The following is a 16,339-nucleotide window of genomic DNA, read 5'->3' as shown; positions in this document are numbered from 1 at the left end:
GACTGCGCGAACCGGGGGCCGTTCCGTATGTCTGCTCCGAGGGCCGAGCCCCCGGACGCCCCGCGGTGCGGTGGTTGCGCTCGGCTTTGCCGTCGCGCTCTCCGCTGCTCGGGTTGCGCCGAGTGGGTCAGACGGCAAGCGTCTCGACGTCGTACTTCGGGATCTCGGCGTCTCGGGTGACCAGCGTCAGGCGCTCTACTTGAGCTTGGGCGATGAGCATTCGATCGAATGGATCTCGATGTATGAGAGGAAGCCGTTCGGCGACGAGAGCGTGCTCGGCGTTGATATTCAGGTGCCGGAAGCCGCTGTCGCGGATGCGCTCCGGGAGGTCGGCTGGTTTGTCGAGCTTGCCGATCGACTGCTTGAGGGCCACCTCCCAGATCGTGGCCGGGCTGACGTAGACGTCCGGTTCGTGATCGAGCCGGTCCTTGATCTCCGTGGCGAGCGTGGGGTCATCCGTGAGCCACCACAGCACCACATGAGTGTCGAGGAGCAGGCCGGTCTGGTCGGGCTGATGGCGGCCATGGCTGTCGCGCAGGCCGTGCAGCCGGCGCTCGTCGGCGCCCTCCAGCGGGACCCGGACGGCGGCTGGTGGCGCTGCCTGACCGCGGTGCTGGTGCAGTCGGGCGGCTGGTTCCAGTTGTTGTTCAACTTCGCCGCGCTGCTCGTGGTCGCCCCGGTCGCGGCCCGCACCTTGGGCAACGCCTGGACCCTGACCGTCTACGTGGTCGCCGGGCGTCTCCTGGCGGTTCTCGTCCCGGTCGCCACCGTGGTCCTGCTCCTGCTGGCCAACAACCACGGCGTCGGGTTGACCGTCGGGTGCCTGTTCGGTCTGCTTCTTGCCGCGCGGCCGGCGCAGGCGGCGGCGCTGGCCGGCGGACCAGCCGGGGCCGCCCGACGGTGAACGGCCGGGCCACGGGGCGCCGGCCGGTGTGCCGCCGATCACGGTGGGCCGCCGGCCGGAATCGGCCCGGGAGTGCCGGGGTTCCCGCTGACATGACGACGATCGGACTCATCGGCAGTGGCAACATCGGCAGCACCGTGGCCCGGCTGGCGGTCGCCGCCGGTCATGACGTGGTGCTGAGCAACTCGCGTGGCCCGCAGACCCTGCAGGACCTGGTGGCCGAGCTGGGGCCGAAGGCGCGCGCCGCGACCCCGGCGGAGGCGGCCGCGGCCGGCGACATCGTGGTGGTCACCGTGCCGCTGCGGGCGTACCGGGACGTCCCGGTGGAGCCCCTGGCGGGCAAGGTGGTCATCGACACCAACAACTACTATCCGGAGCGCGACGGCGTCTTCGACGCGCTCGAGGACGGCTCCACCACCACCGGCGAGCTGCTGCAGCAGCACCTCCCGCAGGCCCACGTGGTGAAGGGTTTCAACAACATCTGGTTCGACCACCTGCGGACGCTGGCGCGGCCGGCGGGCAGCGCGGACCGGTCGGCGCTGCCGATCGCCGGTGACGACCCGGCGGCCAAGCGGGCCGTCACCGAGTTCTTCGACAGTCTCGGCTACGACACCGTGGACGCGGGCCCGCTCGCGGAGAACTGGCGCGCCCAGCGCGACACCCCGGTCTACGTGACCCCGTACGGCGTCTTCGGGGAGCTTCCCGGCACGCCGGCGAGCGCGCAGGTGGTCCGGGAGGCGCTGGCGGCGGCGAAGCCCACCGCGGCCTGACGTCCCCTCGGGCCGGTGCGCCGGCCGGCGGCGAGCACGCCGGTCAGCGCACCACCGTGACCGTGCATTTCGCGTAGGCGGCCACGTGCTGGCTGACGGAGCCCAGCACCAGGCCCTTGAACCCACCGTGCCCGCGCTTGCCGACCACCAGCATGTCGGCGTCCGCCGATTCCTCGATCAGCACCTTGGCCGGGCGGCCCTGCTTGACGTGGGACTTGACGAGGATCGGCGGTTCCGCGCCGAGTTCCTCCTTGATGATCGCGAGGAGGTCCTCGGTGGTGCGCTGGCTCGGTTCCGGCACGTAGTGCTCCGACACGCTGACGTTGCCGGCCGGGGGCAGCAGCGTGTGCTCCCACACGTTGATCACGACGAGGTCGGCGCCGTGGTCCGCGGCCTCGGCGGCCGCCCAGGTCAGTGCCTTGCGACTGCTCGGTGATCCGTCGACGCCGACCACGATGGTCTTCCATGCGCTCACCGTCGTCTCCTCTCCAGTGTCGACCGACGGCGCCGGTCGGCGGCGGCACGCCTGGCGGAGATGACGATCCACCTTGCGTCCGTGACCTCCGTGACCTCGGCTCGTCCGGCCTCGTTTCGCACGCTATTGCATGGTGTCCGGCTCGTCGAGGGGTGCGGCGGGCACCGGTTGCGGGGGGTCCCCGGCGGGTTTAGCGTCGATCGCAGGTGACTTGGATCACATCGCCCGAAGGGGTCGCCATGACCACCACCGCATCGGAGCCCGTAGCCGCTGGCGTCGGCCCGGCCGAGCGCCGGCCGTTGATGACGGGGCCCGCCCTGCTGATGATGAATCTCGGATTCTTCGGGGTCCAGTTCAGCTTCGGCCTCACCCAGTCCGCGGTGAACCCGCTGTTCCTGCTGATCGGCGCCGATCCCGACCAGCTTCCCCTGCTCAACCTGGCCGGACCGGTCACCGGACTGCTGATCCAGCCGCTCATCGGGGCGGTCAGCGACCGGACCTGGCATCCCCGCTGGGGCCGCCGGCGCCCGTTCATCACCGTGGGGGCGCTGCTGTGCGCCGTCGTGCTGTTCGTGTTCCCCTTCGTCGGCATCCTCTGGCTGGCCGTGATCTGCTTCTGGCTGCTCGACGCGGGCAACAACACCTCGATGGAGCCGTACCGGGCGTTCATCTCCGACCGGCTGCCGAAGTCGCAGCTGGCCCGCGGGTTCCTCACCCAGAGCATGTTCACCGGGGCCGGCGCGGTGCTCGCCAACCTGTCGCTGTTCGTGCTCCAGAAGGTGCCGGCGCTGGAGAAGGAAGCCGGCAACGGCGTGCCCTACTGGATGTACGTCTGCTTCATGATCGGCACCGTCTGCATCCTGCTGACCGTGCTGACCGCCATGGCCCGTACCCGGGAACTCACCCCCTCCGACGAGGAGCTCCGCGAGATCCGCTCGGCTCCGAAGGGCCTGCACCACGCGGTCGCGGAGATCGCCGACGCTGTCCGGTCGATGCCGGTCGCCATGCACAAGATCGGCGTGGTCTTCCTATTCCAGTGGTACGCGATGTTCATCTACTGGCAGTTCCTGGCGGTCAGCCTGGGCGAGACGATCTTCGACGCCACGCCGGAGGAGGGCGGGGCCGGCTGGGACGCCGCGATCGGCTGGAGCGGGCTGCAGAACGCCGCGTACAACTTCGTCACCATGGTCTCCGCGCTGTTCCTGGTCGGCTTCGCCCGGCGGATCGGCGCGAAGCGCGTGCACGCCGTCGCCCTCGGACTGGCCGCGCTGTCGCTGGTCTGGCTGTCCCGCATCGACAACCAGTACGTCGCGCTGCTGCCGATGATCGGGGTGGGCATCTTCTGGGCCAGCGCGGTCGGTGTGCCGTACCTGATGGTGGCGAGCATGGTGCCGGCCAAGCGCACCGGCGTCTACATGGGCATCCTGAACATGATGATCGTGGTGCCCATGCTGATCCAGACGATCACCTTCGGCTGGATCTTCCAGCACCTGCTGGGCGGCAAGGGCAACAACGCGATCATGCTCGCCGGCGTGCTGCTGGGTATCGGGGCCCTGGCGATGCTCTGGGTGAACCCGCCCGACGAGGCGGACGAGTCGCCGATCGTGCCGCTGGGCAGCCGGCGCAGCATCACCGTCTACGACCGGGTCGTGGTGGGCTCGGACGGCACCCCGACCAGCCTGTACGCGGTGGACCGGGCGGCCGAGGTGGCCCAGGCCGCGCAGGCCCGGCTGGTCGTGGTCACGGCGTACCGCGAGGACGGGCCGGCCCCGGCGGAGGGCGCTGCCGGGGTGCACCGCGACATCCGCGGCGCCGGGGCCGCCCGCGAAGCCCTGGAGAAGTCGGTCACCGGGCTGACCAAGGAGCGGGCGCGCTACATCGAGCAGCGGCTGGTGGCCGGGGATCCGGCGCAGGCCCTGCTCGACACGGTCGGGGCGAACCCGGCGAACCTCATCGTCGTGGGCAACCGCGGGCTGGGCGCCAGCCAGGGTCAGCTGCTGGGGTCGGTGCCGGCCGGGGTGGTGCGGAACGCCGTCTGCGACGTGCTCGTGGTGCAGACGTCGGCGCTGGACGAGGACCGCATGTTCGCCGCCGGCACGTCCGGCCCGGTCAAGGAGGGTGAATCATCGGCCGGGTGACCCCGGTGGCCCGGTGCACCACGATTGCTCCCGGCGGCGCATCGAGCCCGTACGCGGCCGTCGCCACAATCGTGGCATGGCCCGAAACCCGCTGAGGACCTCGCGCGCGCTTCTCGTCGTGCTCTGTGCGCTGGCGATGGTGCTGGCACCGACGGCCGCGCACGCCGCGCCGAGAGTGCTGATCCGTTCCCTGGCCTTCAACCTCTGCGGAGTGATGTGCAGCAAGGGCTCGATGGCGCCGGCCGCGTACACGCTCAAGCAGATCACGCGCCGGTCCATCGACGTCGCCTCGCTGCAGGAGGTGTGCTACTCGCAGTACCGCTACATCAAGGATCGGCTGCCCCGGGGCTACTCGGCCGTCTTCACCGCCACCAAAACCCTCGAAACCTGCAATAACCACGACAAAAAACACGGCAAAAGGTACGGCATCGCCCTGATCGTCAGGGGTTCCATGATCGGATCCCGGCACGTCAAGGTGCTGCCCTCGGGCCGCCACGCGGTCGGCATGTACGCCCGCGTCAAGGGGGTCGAGCTGTTCGCCACGAGCGTCCACAACGCCACCAGCGTCGCTCTCGGCAACGAGGAGGACCTGGCGTCGCTGTACGACTGGCTGCGGACCCAGAGCGGGCCCGTCATCTCCGCCGGGGACTACAACGCCTTCCTCGACCAGCCCGGCGTCGCCCGCTTCAAGACGTACTTCACGGATGCCGACCACGCCGACAACGAGATCACCTTCAACCCGTACGGCGGCCGGAAGATCGACTACATCTTCACCTCCCCGCACTTCACGGGGGCGACCGGTGACACGCTCTACACCCCGGCCAGCGACCACCGCATCTATGTCGGATCCGCCTGGCTGTAGGCCGGGCTCGCCGATCGGGAAGCCGCCGGCATCCGCGCCTCATACCCTGAGCGGATGACATGGCTCGACTTGATCGGCTGGACCGGCTCCGCCCTGCTCGTGTGGTCGCTGCTGCAGAACCGCCTGCTGCGCCTGCGCGCGCTGAACCTGCTCGGCTGCCTCGTGCTCATCGGCTTCAACGCGGCCGTCGGCGTGTGGCCGATGGTGGGCCTGAACGTCGTCCTCACGGCGATCAACATCTGGTACCTGGCCAGGATGCTCGTCACCCGGCACGACACGAAGGCGTACCAGGTCGTCGAGGTCCGCACGGACGACGATTTCCTCGCGCACACGCTGCGGCTGCACGACCGCGACATCGCCCGGTTCAATCCCGGCCTGCGCTGGGATGCGAAGGCCGGCAACGCGGCCGCCTTCCTGATCGTCAACGGGGACGAGGTGGTCGGAGTCGTGCTGTTCCGCACCACCGGTGACGGCGTCGCACAGGTGGAGCTCGACTACGTCACGCCGCGGTACCGGGACTTCACGCCGGGCGAGTTCGTCTACCGGCAGAGCCAGTACTTCCGCAAGCACGGCTGCCGGACGGTGGTCACGCCGCCCGGCATGGTCTCGCCGTACTACGGCAAGCTCGGCTTCCGCCGCGAGGGGGACTCGTACGTCCTCGACCTGCCGCAGGCCCCGGCGGCGGTGTGAACGTCGGCTGATCCCCTCAAGCGGCGGCCGTTGCCGTCGATCGGGTGGACGTGGAAGGGCCCTCGCTGACGCGTGATCCGGTGCTTCGGGTGCTGGTGCCCGTCGCCGCCGGAGTGCTGGGCTTCTTCCTGCTCGGCTGGGGCAGCGACCGGCTGCAGGTGCTGGTCGGCTGGCTCACTCTGCTCGGCACCGATGTCGGGCTGTTCGTGCTGGCCCGCCGGATCGTCCGGCTGCCGCAGACTCCGGCGGCGCCCCGGCGGTTCTGGAACGCCGTCGCGTTCGCCGGGGCCGTCTTCGCCGTCGGCGACGGCTCCCAGACGGTGCAGACCTTGCTGGATGCCACCGTGACCACGGTCGTCTTCGGCGCCGTGCAGACCGTGGCGGTGCTGATCGGCGCGGTGGCCGTGACGGGCGTGACCCTGACCTACCCCACCGGCCTGGGCGCCGGGCGCGCCCACGTCCGTTTCCTGCTCGACGCGGCGACCACCATGACCGCGGTGGCCGTCGTCGCCTGGTGCCTGGTCACTTCCTCCGCGGTCACGGCCGGGGCGGACACGCTGGCCGGCGCGGTCTTCGGATCCGCACTGATCATGGCCGGCGTCTTCGCCGCGGTGAAGCTCAGCCGCAGCGGGGTGAGCCCGATGTCGCGCCACGCCGCGCTGCCGATGCTCACCGCGGCCGGCGTACAGGGTCTGGGCACCACCGTGCTGCCCGGCACCGACCTCAACGGGCCGCTGTCGTTCCAGCTCGTCGTGCTGGCCGTACCCGCGATCCTGTTCATGATCGGGCCGCGCGTCCAGGCGCTGGAGCTGCGGCGTGACCCCGCGGCGTTCACGCCGTCCGGCCGCGGACGCCGCTACAGCGTGCTGCCCTACGCGGCCACGCTGGTGACCTTCTCCGCGCTGGTCGCCGTGCTCCTGCACAACGGGCTGGGCTACCCGGCGTGGGGCGCGCTGGCCGGGCTGGTGGTCAACGTCGCGCTGGTCATCGTGCGGCAGCTGCTCGCCCTGGCGGAGAACACCGTCCTGCTGGACAAGCTCGACGAGAGCCTGCTGGAGATCACCCTGCGTGAGCGGCGGCTGGACTCGCTGGTGCGGCACTCGTCCGACATCACCTCGATCACGGACCGGTCCGGGCGGCTGGCGTACGTCAGCCCGGCGCTGCACCGTACCCTCGGCCTGGACGCCACCACGATCCTCGGCCGGCGCATGACCGACTTCCTGCACCCGGACGACCTGGCCGAGCTGCGCCCGCAGCTGGCCCACCTGCTGACCACCGCCGGCGCCACGCTGACCTATCAGACCCGGTTCGCGCACGCCGACGGCTCCTGGCGCTGGCTCGAGGTGATCGCCACCAACCTGCTCGGCGAGCCTGGCATCGACGGCGTCGTGGCCAACGCGCGCGACGTCACCGAGACCCGCGAGCTGCACGCCCGCCTGCGCCACCAGGCCGCGCACGACCCGCTGACCGGGCTGGCCAACCGGCGGCTGTTCGCTGAGCGGATGCAGGCCGTCGCCGACCGCCGGGCGGCGGTGCTGCTCATCGACCTGGACGGCTTCAAACAGGTCAACGACACGTACGGGCACCACACCGGCGACGAGGTGCTGCTGTACGTGGCCGCGCGGCTCCGGGAGGCGGCCGGCCCGGAGGACGTGGTGGCCCGCCTGGGTGGTGACGAGTTCGCCGTACTCGTGTCGGCCGACGACGAACTCGCCGCGCGCCGTGTGGCGGACCGCTTCCTGGACCTGATCGCGGAGCCCGCACGGATCGACGGCCGGACCATCGCGGTGCGGGCCAGCGTAGGCCTGGTCGCCGGCGATGCCGCCGACGACCTCATCCACGCGGCCGATCTGAAGATGTACGAGGCCAAGCGCCTCAGGGCAGCGCGAAGGGGAGTTTGATCCCGTCCAGCGCGCTGCCGCAGGGGCAGGTGCGCTCGGTCGGCAGGGCCCGCACCGCGTCGAGCAGGACGTCGCGCAGCCGCGCCGTGTTGGCGGCGAAGACCGAGAAGACCTCCTCCTGGGTGACCCCGTGGTCGCCCTCGACGCCGGCGTCCAGATCCGTCACCAGCGCGATCGACGTGTAGCAGAGGGCCAGCTCGCGGGCCAGCACGGCCTCCGGATGCCCGGTCATGTTGACCACGGTCCCGCCGATCCCGGTGAACCAGCGCGACTCGGCCCGGGTCGAGAACCGCGGCCCCTCGACCACGATCATGGTCCCGCCGTCCACCGGAGCGATCCGCTCACCGGCCCGCAGCACGGCCCGTCGCCCGTCCGGGCAGTACGGGTCCGCGAAGGACACGTGCACGGCGCCCGAGTCGTAGAAGGTCTGCTCACGCCCACTGGTCCGGTCGATGAGCTGGTCAGGCACCACAAAGGTGCCGGGACCGAGCTCCGGGCGCAGCCCGCCGACGGCACAGGGCGCGATGATCTGGCGTACGCCCAGCGACCGCAACGCCCACAGATTGGCCCGGTACGGGATCTTGTGCGGCGGAAACCGATGATCCCGGCCGTGCCGCGGCAGGAAGGCGACCCGCCGCCCGCCGACGTCGGCCACGGTGACCGGATCCGACGGCGCACCGTAGGGCGTGGACACCTCATGTTCGGTCGCGCCGTCGAGGAGGGCATAGAGGCCCGATCCGCCGATGACGCCGATCTCCGCCTCCGCGGGTCGCTCGTTCATGCGCCAGACCTTATCGGGGGCCGGAAACGCAGGCTAATGTCCAAGCATGGCGTTGACCGAAGGCCTGGAGGGGCGAAGGTGGGGCTGCCGTGTTCAGTGAAGAGCAGCGCATCGGAGGCCGCTCGATGGAGTCGATGACCGGTCAGCTCCTGGTCGCGACCCCGACCCTGAAGGACCCGAACTTCGACCGCACGGTGGTGCTGCTGGTGGCCCACGAGACCGGCGGGGCGCTGGGCGTGGTGCTGAACAGGGCGACCGAGGTGCCGGTGGCCGACGTCCTGGGCAACTGGGGCGAGCTGGCCGGCGACCCGGCGGTGCTGTTCGAGGGCGGCCCGGTACAGCCCGAGTCGGCGATCTGCCTGGCCCGTACCCGCCCGCAGACCAAGAAGCGGATCTCCGGCTTCCACCAGGTGGCCGGCGCGCTGGGCACGGTCGACCTGTCGGCCGACCCGGACAGGCTGCGCGAGAACGTGGCCGGCATCAGGGTCTTCGCCGGCTACTCGGGCTGGTCCCCGGGCCAGCTCGAGGAGGAGATCGCGGCCGGCTCCTGGTTCGTCTTCGACGCGCTGCCGGGGGACCCGTTCGTCAGCCGCCCCGACGACCTGTGGGCGATGGTCCTGCGCCGCCAGGGGGACATCCTGGCCGCGGTCGCCCACTTCCCGCCGGACGTCTCGCTGAACTGACACGCTTGCCGCCCCCTCCGCACGCGGGGGCCCGGACGGTGTGTACTATTCCGTGAGTGCCCGGGGATCCCGGGGGCAGGCAAGGGGCTGTGGCGCAGCTGGTAGCGCACCACACTGGCAGTGTGGGGGTCAGGGGTTCGAGTCCCCTCAGCTCCACCCTTGCGCAAGGCCCGGACAAATGTCCGGGCCTTTGCTGTGTTCGGGCCGGTCCTACGTCCTCAACGAGGGCCGACAAAACGGACGAGCGAGTCGCGCATCACGATCATTTCGTCGGCGCTCATGGCGCTGAACAACTCGGCTGCTGCGTGGCGGGCGATCTCTTCCGCGGCAGTCAGGCACTTCCGGCCGTCCGGGGTGAGGGCGATGATCCGCGCTCGCCGGTCTCCCGGGACGGGCCGGCGCTCGACGAAACCGCGCTGTTCGAGGTCGTCGACGGTGCGCAGCATCGCGGACTTGTCGGTGTCCAGGGCGTTGACCAGGCTGGCCTGCGTGGCCGGGCCGTGCCGGCCCAGCGCCGAGAGGACGCCGAAGAGCCGGCCGTCGATACCCAGCGGCGCCAGCGCCTCGGCGAACGTGCGAGCCGCGCGCTGGTGCGCCAGCCGGAGCAGCTGGCCGATCTGGGGGCCGAGAACACCGACATCGCTCACGGCGGTCAGCTTAGCGACCGGAAGTTCGGATCACTGGAGAAATTCTCATCTGAGAACTTCTGCTACCGTGACGCCCATGAGCGTTCGCCTGCTTCACTGGCCGTTCCGCCTGAGCATGAGCGTGGCCGCGTTGATGCTCCTCGACCAGTCCGTCTTCGCCGGACAGTTCCTCTCGGGCTCGTTCACCGCACTGCACACCCACCGCGAGAACGCGACGTACGCCGGGATCGCCGTCCTCGTCGCCGCCGCGAGTGCGGTGCTGTTGCGCTGGCCCGGCCCACCGGCCGGCCGCGGGCCGGTGTGGCCGCTGCTCGCCTGTCTCGCCCTCTTCGGCCTGATCGCCCTGCAGATCGTTCTCGGCTTCGCCCGCACGCTGACCGTGCACGTCCCGCTCGGTGTCCTGATCATCCTGATGGCTGTCCGGCTGGCCGTCTGGGCCTGGCGGTATCAACCCGCCCCCGTCCGGCCCGCGCCGGGGCCGCTGCCCGTCGGCACCCCGGTCCCGGATGCGCCGGTCGCGGCGGCGCCCGAGGCGCGGCCGTGAAGATCAGCCGACGCGCCCTGCTCTCGCTCCTCGGCGGCACCGGGGCGGCCGCAGCGGTCGGCGTGCCGCTCGTGTCCGGCCTGCGCGGCGCCACATCGACCGGCGCCCTGTTGAGCAGCCGGCTGCCACTGCCGCCGCCGTTCACCCGGCCGTTCCGGGTACCGCCGGTGCTCACACCGACCCGCCGCGACGAGTCCGGCGACCATTACGAGATAACGCAACGGGCCGCCCGCGTGGAGATCCTTCCCGGTGTGCGCACCCCGATCTGGGGCTACAACGGGATCTTCCCCGGTCCCACGATCATCTCCAGCCGAGGCCGGCCGGTCGTGGTCACCCACCGAAACGAACTACCGGTTCCCGTCGTGGTCCATCTGCACGGCGGGCACACGCCGGCGGCGCACGACGGGTTCCCCACCGATCTGCTCTACCCGGTCGGAATGCCACCCGCGCCGCACAACCACCCGCACGCCGGCGCCCTGTCCTACGGCGCCCGCGAGTACCGCTATCCGATCGACCAGTCGGCGGCCACCCTGTGGTACCACGACCACCGGATGGACTTCACCGGACCAGCCGTGTGGCGCGGACTGGCCGCGTTCCACCTGATCCACGACCCGGCGGAGGACCGCCTGCGGCTACCGGCCGGCGACCGTGACCTGCCCATCATGATCACCGACCGGGCCTTCGCCGCGAACGGCACGCTGCGCTATCCGAGTCTCGACCCGACCCTGTCCCACACGCCCGGCGTCACCGCGCCGTACGCGGCCGGCGTCCTCGGTGACGTGCTGTTGGTCAACGGCGTTCCGTGGCCGCTCGCCGACGTGCCGGCCGCGCGACACCGGCTCCGGCTGCTCAACGCGTCCAACGCCCGGCGGTACAGGCTCGCCCTCGACCCGCTCCCGCGCGGCGGATCCGGGCTGATCCAGATCGGCACGGACGGCGGGCTGCTCACCGAGCCCGTCGTCCACGAGGCAGTGGAGCTGGCTCCCGGGCAACGCTGCGACGTCATAGTGGACTTCTCCCGGTACCGGACCGGCCAGCAGGTGACCCTGCGCAACGAGTTCGGCGACCGGACCACCGCCGTGGTGATGCGCTTCCGGGTGACCGGCCCCGCGGCTGATCCCAGCCGCATCCCGGACAGTCTCGCCCCGGCTCCGGCGTCCGCCCGAACGGCTGCCGTGCGTGACTTCCACTTCCGGCACGACACTCTGCACGGCAGGCCAGGCTGGACCATCAACGGCAACCCGTTCAGCCCCGCGCAGAGCAACGCCGACCCGCTGCTCGGCACCACCGAGGTCTGGCGACTCACCTCCGACTTCCACCATCCGGTACATCTGCACCTCGGTCACTTCCGCATCCTGTCCCGGGGGATCGGCGGGCCCGGACCGTACGACCACGGCCCCCGCGACACCATCGATCTGCGACCGGGCGAACAGGCGACGATCGCGGTGTCCTTCACCGACTACGCCGGCCGCTACGTCTTCCACTGCCACAACCTCGAACACGAGGACATGGCCATGATGGGCGTGTTCACCACCCATCCCCGGACCGACTGACGATCGGGGCGCCCGGCGCGTCCTCTGTGATCACGTCAGGGCTGGAGTTTGCGGAGCAGCTCCGGGAGGCGGCGGATGAGCTCCCGCTCGGTGTCGTCGAGGCCGTGGATCGCGCGGGCCATCCCGGCGGCCCGGCTCCGGCGGGCGCTCGCCAGCGCGTTGCTGCCGGACGGGGTCAGCGTCAGCACGACCTGGCGGCGGTCGGCTTCGTGCCGGCCCGGGGAGACCAGTCCCTGATCGGCCAGCAGGCCGACGGTGCGGGCCATCGACTGGTGCTTGACCCGCTCGAGGCGGGCCAGGTCGGCGATCGACAGCGGTCCCGAGCGGCCCAGGTGGCCCAGTACCGCGGCCTGCCCGGGCGGCATCTCGTCGTGGACGCGAGCACGGCGCACGAAGTCGCCGATCGCCGCGCGGAGCTCTTCGGCGAGATCCAGGTCACTCATGCCGACAAACATACAGCATTGCTGTACTTTCCTCCGGAGCACAGCAATGCTGTATATCTGACCCGAGGAGCATGGATGACCTACGACCCGTACGCCCTGGCCTTTCCCGCGCCCGCATTCACCGTCACCAGCCAGGACTTCACCGACGGTGGGGCGCTGCCCGACTCCGCCTACCAGCCGCTGAACGAGTCGCCCGAGCTCTTCTGGGGTCACCCGCCCGAGGGCGCCCGGAGCCTGGTGGTGACCGCGTTCGACGCCGACGCCCCGATCCCGGGCGGGCTGTGGCACTGGGCGGTCAAGGACATCCCGGCCACCCTGAGCGGACTCCCGCACGGTGGCGGCGCCGGCATCGCCCTGGTCAACGACCTTGGCGGCGTGGGTTACACCGGGGCCAATCCGCCGGCCGGGACCGGCGTCCACCGGATGTACATCTGCGTCACCGCGCTGGCCGTCGAATCGCTGGAGATACCCGAGGGCGCGAGCCGGGCGCTGCTGAACATCGCGCTGATCCCGCACACTGTGGGCCGGGCGATCCTCGTGGGGACCAGCAGGCCCCGGTAAGGCGTGGGATTCGCCGCCGCCCCGCCGGCGTAGCGCACGACGGGCCGGGACCACCTCGGCGGCCCCGGCCCGTCGGCCCCGTTTCGTGCGTCAGCTGCAGGCGACGCCGTTGAGCCGGAAATTGGTCGGCGCGGCGGCGTTGCCGCTGTGGTTGGCCTGGTAGCCGATGGCCGCCGAGCCGCCCGGCGCGAGCGTGCCGTTGTAGCCGGCGTTGGTCGCGGTCACCGTGCCGCTGGTCGGAGCGTAGGTGGCGCTCCAGCCGGAGACGATGGTCTGGCCGGCGGCCAGGGTGAAGGCCAGGCTCCAGCCGTTGATGGCGGCGGTGCCGGTGTTGGTGATGGTGATGCTGGTGGTCAGGCCCGTGTTCCACGCGTTGACCGTGCTGCTGACCCGGCAGGCCCCGGCGCCGCCCGGGCTGGTGGTCGGCGGCGTGGTGGGTGGCGTGGTCGGCGGGGTGGTGGGCGGTGTGGTGGGCGGGGTCGTCGGCGGGGTGGGCTGGCCGCCGACGGCGCTCATGATGGCGTCGATGATGCCCTGCTGGGTCACCGTGGTGGTGCTGCGGTTGAACAGGCCGAAGCCGTGCTGGCCGTTCCAGCCGTTGTCCCAGTAGGCGGTGGCCGCGCCGTACTTCTTGGCGGTCGCCACCACGGCGCGTGCGTAGTCCGCGCGGTAGCGGTTGTTGGTGGAGTCGTACGTCGTCTTGTCGATCGAGCCGTACTCACCGACGAAGACCGGGTATCCGCGCGTGACGAACTTGTCGTACATCTTCTTCATCTGCCCGTCCAGGAAGTCCTCCTGGCCCCAGACCGACTTCTTCGCCGGGTTGGTCGCGCCCGCGCCCCACTGCGTGATGGTGCCGTCTTCCTGGCCCGCGAAGTCCCACGGGTCGTAGTAGTGCACGGAGATCATGATCCGCTGCTCGTTGGCCGGGACGGACGACGACCGGTTCTGGTCGGTGGGAAGCACGAATCCGCTGCCCACGGTGTGGTCGATGTTCGTGTTCCAGCCGGGCACCAGCAGCCACCGGGACGCGTTGGCGCCGCCGGTCCGGCGCACGGTGTCCACGAAGACCTGGTTGTACGCGTTGATGTTCGAGTAGCACGGCTGGGTCGGGTTGCCGTACTGGCCGTCGAAGTTCTCGTTCATGGACTCGAAGATCAGATGGTCGTTGTAGCTCTGGAACCTGGTCGCGATCTGCTGCCAGACCTTCTGGTACTTGTCCCTGATCGTCGTCTGGTCGGCCGCGTCGCAGATCAGCCAGGAGCCGGTGACGCTCTTGTACCCGTCGCCGTGCATGTTGATCAGCACGTACAGGCCCCGGCTGTGGGCGTAGTCGACGACCTCCTGGATGCGGTTCAGCCAGGCGGCGTTGACCGGGTAGTTCGGGCCGGCCCCGATGTTTCCCAGGTACGAGACGGGGATGCGGATCGTCTTGAAACCCGACGCCCGTACCCGGTCGATGAGGGCCTGGGTCACGACCGGGTTGCCCCATGCCGTCTCGCTGGGGATGCCGTTGTTGTTGGCCTCGAGCGCGTTGCCCAGGTTCCAGCCGGCGCCCATGTCGGCGACCAGCTGGGTGGCGTTCAGCTGGGCCACGACGTCGGCCGCGGCCGGCCTCGTCACGCCGTACGCGGTGCCGGCGAAGGTCAGGGTGGCGGCAAGGAATGCGAGCCCGGCCTTCCTTACTCTCGAACTCATCGTGGTTCCCTCTCGTCGGTCTCGAGCGTTGGGGCTGGCCGAGCTCGGGCTCGCAGATCAGGCTGATCGACCGGGCGGAATCGACCAGCGGTACGAACACGGGGCTGGGAGCGCTCCCATCATCGCAAACCATCTATGTGTTGTCACGAGCCTCCTTGACCCGATAGTCAGATCAACTCTATATTGGCGCCCATGTCCGCCGACCTCGGCCGCGCCTACCGCCGCTTGCTGCGCGCCTACCCCAGGGGGCCGCGCCGCGACGAACTCCTGGACACCCTGCTCGACGCCGCCTCGCCGGGGCAGCGTCGGCCCACGGCGCGCGAGGCCGTCAATCTGATCCGGTACGGCCTGCGCGCCCGCCTCGGCTACCCGCGTACCTCGACGGTCGTGGTCCTCTCGGTGCTGGCCGCCCTGGCCGGGGCCTACTTCGGCGGGGCGGCGGCCCACCGGCTGGGCCTGGAGTTCTTCTCCGCCACGCCGCCGGCCGCGGTCACCGCCGAGCTCACCCGCACCGTCTTTCCCGGCCAGCACGTGTGGGGCGGGGGCGAGGCCGAGCCGATCGTCGAGCAGGGCGACGGCGAGGGCATCGAGTACGGCTACGTCACCTACTGGCTCCGGCACCGCGACGCCACCACCCGGGACGTCCCCGGCTACTCCACCGCCGCCGTGGACCGGCTCACCGCCGCCGGCTGGGAGGTCCACGACTACCTGTACGAGCCGCCCACGCCGATGGTCGACCGCGGGGAGTCCAGCGGCGCGACCTTCTGGGCGACCCGGGACGGCCTGGTCGTGGGCTACGCGAACTACCTGTACAGCGGGATGCCCGCGTACGACGGCGACGGCGGCCTCACCCTGACCGTGCGCCAGGAGACCCCGCCCCGGCTGCTCTGGATCGCCCGGGCCGGCGCGCTCCTCGGCTTCGTCCTCACCTGGTTCCTGGCCGCCTGGGTCAGCCGCCGGTTCTGGGCCGCCGAGTACTCCGGGGGGCTCCCCGGCTCGCTCACGGTGATGGCGCTCGTGCTGCTCCTGCCGGCCATGACGCTGACCCCCGTGCCGGACGTGCCGGGCGACGCCCCTTGGTGGGGCGGCCTGGTGGGACTGGGGAGCGGCTTCCTGCCGGTGGCGGCGGTACCGGTGGTGCTGCTGCTGCTCGGTGCGTTGCTGCTCGGGCCGAGCCCGTGGAAGAGCGTTCTGGGGCGCGGGGTCGCGTACCTGCGCCGCAGGCCCCGCGCCGCGGGTGGCACCCTGCTGGCGCTGACCCTCCTGCTGGTGGCCGGCTTCCTCCTCCCGGCGCCCTGGTCGGCGACGGCGACCCCGCCGCTGGCCCGCCCGGACTGCCGGCCCGCCCCCGGGCCGCCGCCCGCCGCGCCGCCGGGCGAGGTCGCCGGCAGCCGGGCGGCCCGCGTGTACGTCGACCCGTCCTCCACCCCGGACCAGCGCAATCTGATCACCGCGGCGATCCGGCGCAGCTGGGCCGGCAGCGACAGCGGCCTGATCTGGGACCCGGCTTCGCCCGAGTTCCGCGCCGAGTACTGCGACGGCGCCGAGGTTCCGGCCGCGGCGGTGGCGGGCCTGCCGTACTTCTTCGCGGTTGAATTGAACGTGGCGACCGACTACCCCGCTCTGCTTCAGGAAGTGGACGGTATGCCGGGCGTCGTCACCGTCCGCCAGGTCCGGGACTGATCTCCC

17 protein-coding genes and 1 tRNA gene are annotated in these 16,339 nt (G+C 71.0%); 12 read left to right on the top strand and 6 right to left on the bottom strand.

Annotated elements, in window-relative coordinates; genetic code table 11:
* Window positions 1-127: 127 nt before the first annotated feature.
* The gene (locus tag Ani05nite_RS28520) at window positions 128-475 is read right to left on the bottom strand and encodes a type II toxin-antitoxin system VapC family toxin (RefSeq protein ID WP_239130711.1); all 348 of its coding nucleotides are present in this window, start codon (window positions 473-475) and stop codon (window positions 128-130) included.
* Window positions 476-478: 3 nt separating this feature from the next.
* Between Ani05nite_RS28520 and Ani05nite_RS28515 the strand changes: the two genes are divergently transcribed.
* Window positions 479-904, top strand: a complete 426-nt coding sequence (locus Ani05nite_RS28515) for a rhomboid family intramembrane serine protease (RefSeq protein ID WP_203773595.1) — start codon at window positions 479-481, stop codon at window positions 902-904.
* On the top strand, window positions 820-1,674 hold the full coding sequence (locus Ani05nite_RS28510; RefSeq protein WP_307836721.1) for an NADPH-dependent F420 reductase: 855 nt from the start codon (window positions 820-822) through the stop codon (window positions 1,672-1,674). The genes Ani05nite_RS28515 and Ani05nite_RS28510 overlap by 85 nt, the downstream gene beginning before the upstream one ends.
* A gap of 43 nt (window positions 1,675-1,717) precedes the next feature.
* On the opposite strand, the gene Ani05nite_RS28505 is transcribed toward Ani05nite_RS28510, so the two are convergent.
* Window positions 1,718-2,149 (bottom strand): universal stress protein, encoded by a 432-nt coding sequence (locus tag Ani05nite_RS28505; protein ID WP_239130709.1) that lies wholly within the window; start codon window positions 2,147-2,149, stop codon window positions 1,718-1,720.
* Between the two features lie 239 nt (window positions 2,150-2,388).
* On the opposite strand from Ani05nite_RS28505, the gene Ani05nite_RS28500 reads away from it, so the two are divergent.
* The 4 genes from Ani05nite_RS28500 (at window position 2,389) to Ani05nite_RS28485 (ending at window position 7,740) form a co-directional block, all read left to right on the top strand.
* Entirely contained in the window at window positions 2,389-4,287 is a 1,899-nt protein-coding gene (locus Ani05nite_RS28500) for an MFS transporter (protein WP_203773408.1), read from the top strand.
* A gap of 76 nt (window positions 4,288-4,363) precedes the next feature.
* Window positions 4,364-5,149 carry an endonuclease/exonuclease/phosphatase family protein gene (locus tag Ani05nite_RS28495; protein ID WP_203773406.1) on the top strand — a complete coding sequence of 262 codons (786 nt, stop codon included), beginning with the start codon at window positions 4,364-4,366 and terminating at the stop codon, window positions 5,147-5,149.
* 54 nt (window positions 5,150-5,203) lie between these two features.
* Window positions 5,204-5,839, top strand: a complete 636-nt coding sequence (locus Ani05nite_RS28490; RefSeq protein ID WP_203773404.1) for a hypothetical protein — start codon at window positions 5,204-5,206, stop codon at window positions 5,837-5,839.
* An 89-nt stretch (window positions 5,840-5,928) separates the two neighbouring features.
* Complete coding sequence (locus Ani05nite_RS28485) at window positions 5,929-7,740, top strand: sensor domain-containing diguanylate cyclase (RefSeq protein ID WP_203773402.1); 1,812 nt, start codon at window positions 5,929-5,931, stop codon at window positions 7,738-7,740.
* Here the strand turns inward: Ani05nite_RS28485 and Ani05nite_RS28480 are convergent.
* Complete coding sequence (locus tag Ani05nite_RS28480) at window positions 7,715-8,521, bottom strand: S-methyl-5'-thioadenosine phosphorylase (RefSeq protein WP_203773400.1); 807 nt, start codon at window positions 8,519-8,521, stop codon at window positions 7,715-7,717. The two genes, Ani05nite_RS28485 and Ani05nite_RS28480, sit on opposite strands and share 26 nt — an antisense overlap.
* A gap of 125 nt (window positions 8,522-8,646) precedes the next feature.
* Between Ani05nite_RS28480 and Ani05nite_RS28475 the strand changes: the two genes are divergently transcribed.
* Both Ani05nite_RS28475 and Ani05nite_RS28470 read left to right on the top strand, forming a co-directional pair.
* Window positions 8,647-9,204 carry a YqgE/AlgH family protein gene (locus Ani05nite_RS28475; protein ID WP_203773573.1) on the top strand — a complete coding sequence of 186 codons (558 nt, stop codon included), beginning with the start codon at window positions 8,647-8,649 and terminating at the stop codon, window positions 9,202-9,204.
* A gap of 83 nt (window positions 9,205-9,287) precedes the next feature.
* Window positions 9,288-9,360 (top strand) — tRNA-Ala (locus Ani05nite_RS28470).
* A 62-nt stretch (window positions 9,361-9,422) separates the two neighbouring features.
* On the opposite strand, the gene Ani05nite_RS28465 is transcribed toward Ani05nite_RS28470, so the two are convergent.
* On the bottom strand, window positions 9,423-9,851 hold the full coding sequence (locus Ani05nite_RS28465) for a MarR family winged helix-turn-helix transcriptional regulator (protein WP_239130707.1): 429 nt from the start codon (window positions 9,849-9,851) through the stop codon (window positions 9,423-9,425).
* Window positions 9,852-9,927: 76 nt separating this feature from the next.
* Here Ani05nite_RS28465 and Ani05nite_RS28460 point away from each other — a divergent pair, with 76 nt between their 5' ends.
* Both Ani05nite_RS28460 and Ani05nite_RS28455 read left to right on the top strand, forming a co-directional pair.
* Complete coding sequence (locus Ani05nite_RS28460; protein WP_203773398.1) at window positions 9,928-10,395, top strand: hypothetical protein; 468 nt, start codon at window positions 9,928-9,930, stop codon at window positions 10,393-10,395.
* A complete protein-coding gene (locus Ani05nite_RS28455) occupies window positions 10,392-11,948 on the top strand; it encodes a multicopper oxidase family protein (RefSeq protein ID WP_239130706.1) in 1,557 nt (518 codons plus the stop codon). Before Ani05nite_RS28460 ends, Ani05nite_RS28455 begins: the two co-directional genes overlap by 4 nt.
* Before the next feature lie 35 nt (window positions 11,949-11,983).
* Here Ani05nite_RS28455 and Ani05nite_RS28450 read toward each other — a convergent pair whose 3' ends face one another.
* On the bottom strand, window positions 11,984-12,391 hold the full coding sequence (locus tag Ani05nite_RS28450) for a MarR family winged helix-turn-helix transcriptional regulator (protein ID WP_203773396.1): 408 nt from the start codon (window positions 12,389-12,391) through the stop codon (window positions 11,984-11,986).
* 75 nt (window positions 12,392-12,466) lie between these two features.
* Here Ani05nite_RS28450 and Ani05nite_RS28445 point away from each other — a divergent pair, with 75 nt between their 5' ends.
* Window positions 12,467-12,952 (top strand): YbhB/YbcL family Raf kinase inhibitor-like protein, encoded by a 486-nt coding sequence (locus Ani05nite_RS28445; RefSeq protein WP_203773394.1) that lies wholly within the window; start codon window positions 12,467-12,469, stop codon window positions 12,950-12,952.
* A 90-nt stretch (window positions 12,953-13,042) separates the two neighbouring features.
* Here Ani05nite_RS28445 and Ani05nite_RS28440 read toward each other — a convergent pair whose 3' ends face one another.
* The gene (locus Ani05nite_RS28440) at window positions 13,043-14,650 is read right to left on the bottom strand and encodes a cellulase family glycosylhydrolase (protein ID WP_203773392.1); all 1,608 of its coding nucleotides are present in this window, start codon (window positions 14,648-14,650) and stop codon (window positions 13,043-13,045) included.
* Between the two features lie 192 nt (window positions 14,651-14,842).
* On the opposite strand from Ani05nite_RS28440, the gene Ani05nite_RS28435 reads away from it, so the two are divergent.
* Window positions 14,843-16,333 carry a hypothetical protein gene (locus tag Ani05nite_RS28435; RefSeq protein WP_203773390.1) on the top strand — a complete coding sequence of 497 codons (1,491 nt, stop codon included), beginning with the start codon at window positions 14,843-14,845 and terminating at the stop codon, window positions 16,331-16,333.
* Window positions 16,334-16,339: the final 6 nt, after the last annotated feature.

Source organism: Actinoplanes nipponensis (assembly GCF_016862275.1).
GTDB classification, from domain to species: domain Bacteria; phylum Actinomycetota; class Actinomycetes; order Mycobacteriales; family Micromonosporaceae; genus Actinoplanes; species Actinoplanes nipponensis.
The sequence above is the reverse complement of the archived record's forward strand: the minus strand, read 5'-3'. Positions and strand labels throughout refer to the sequence as shown.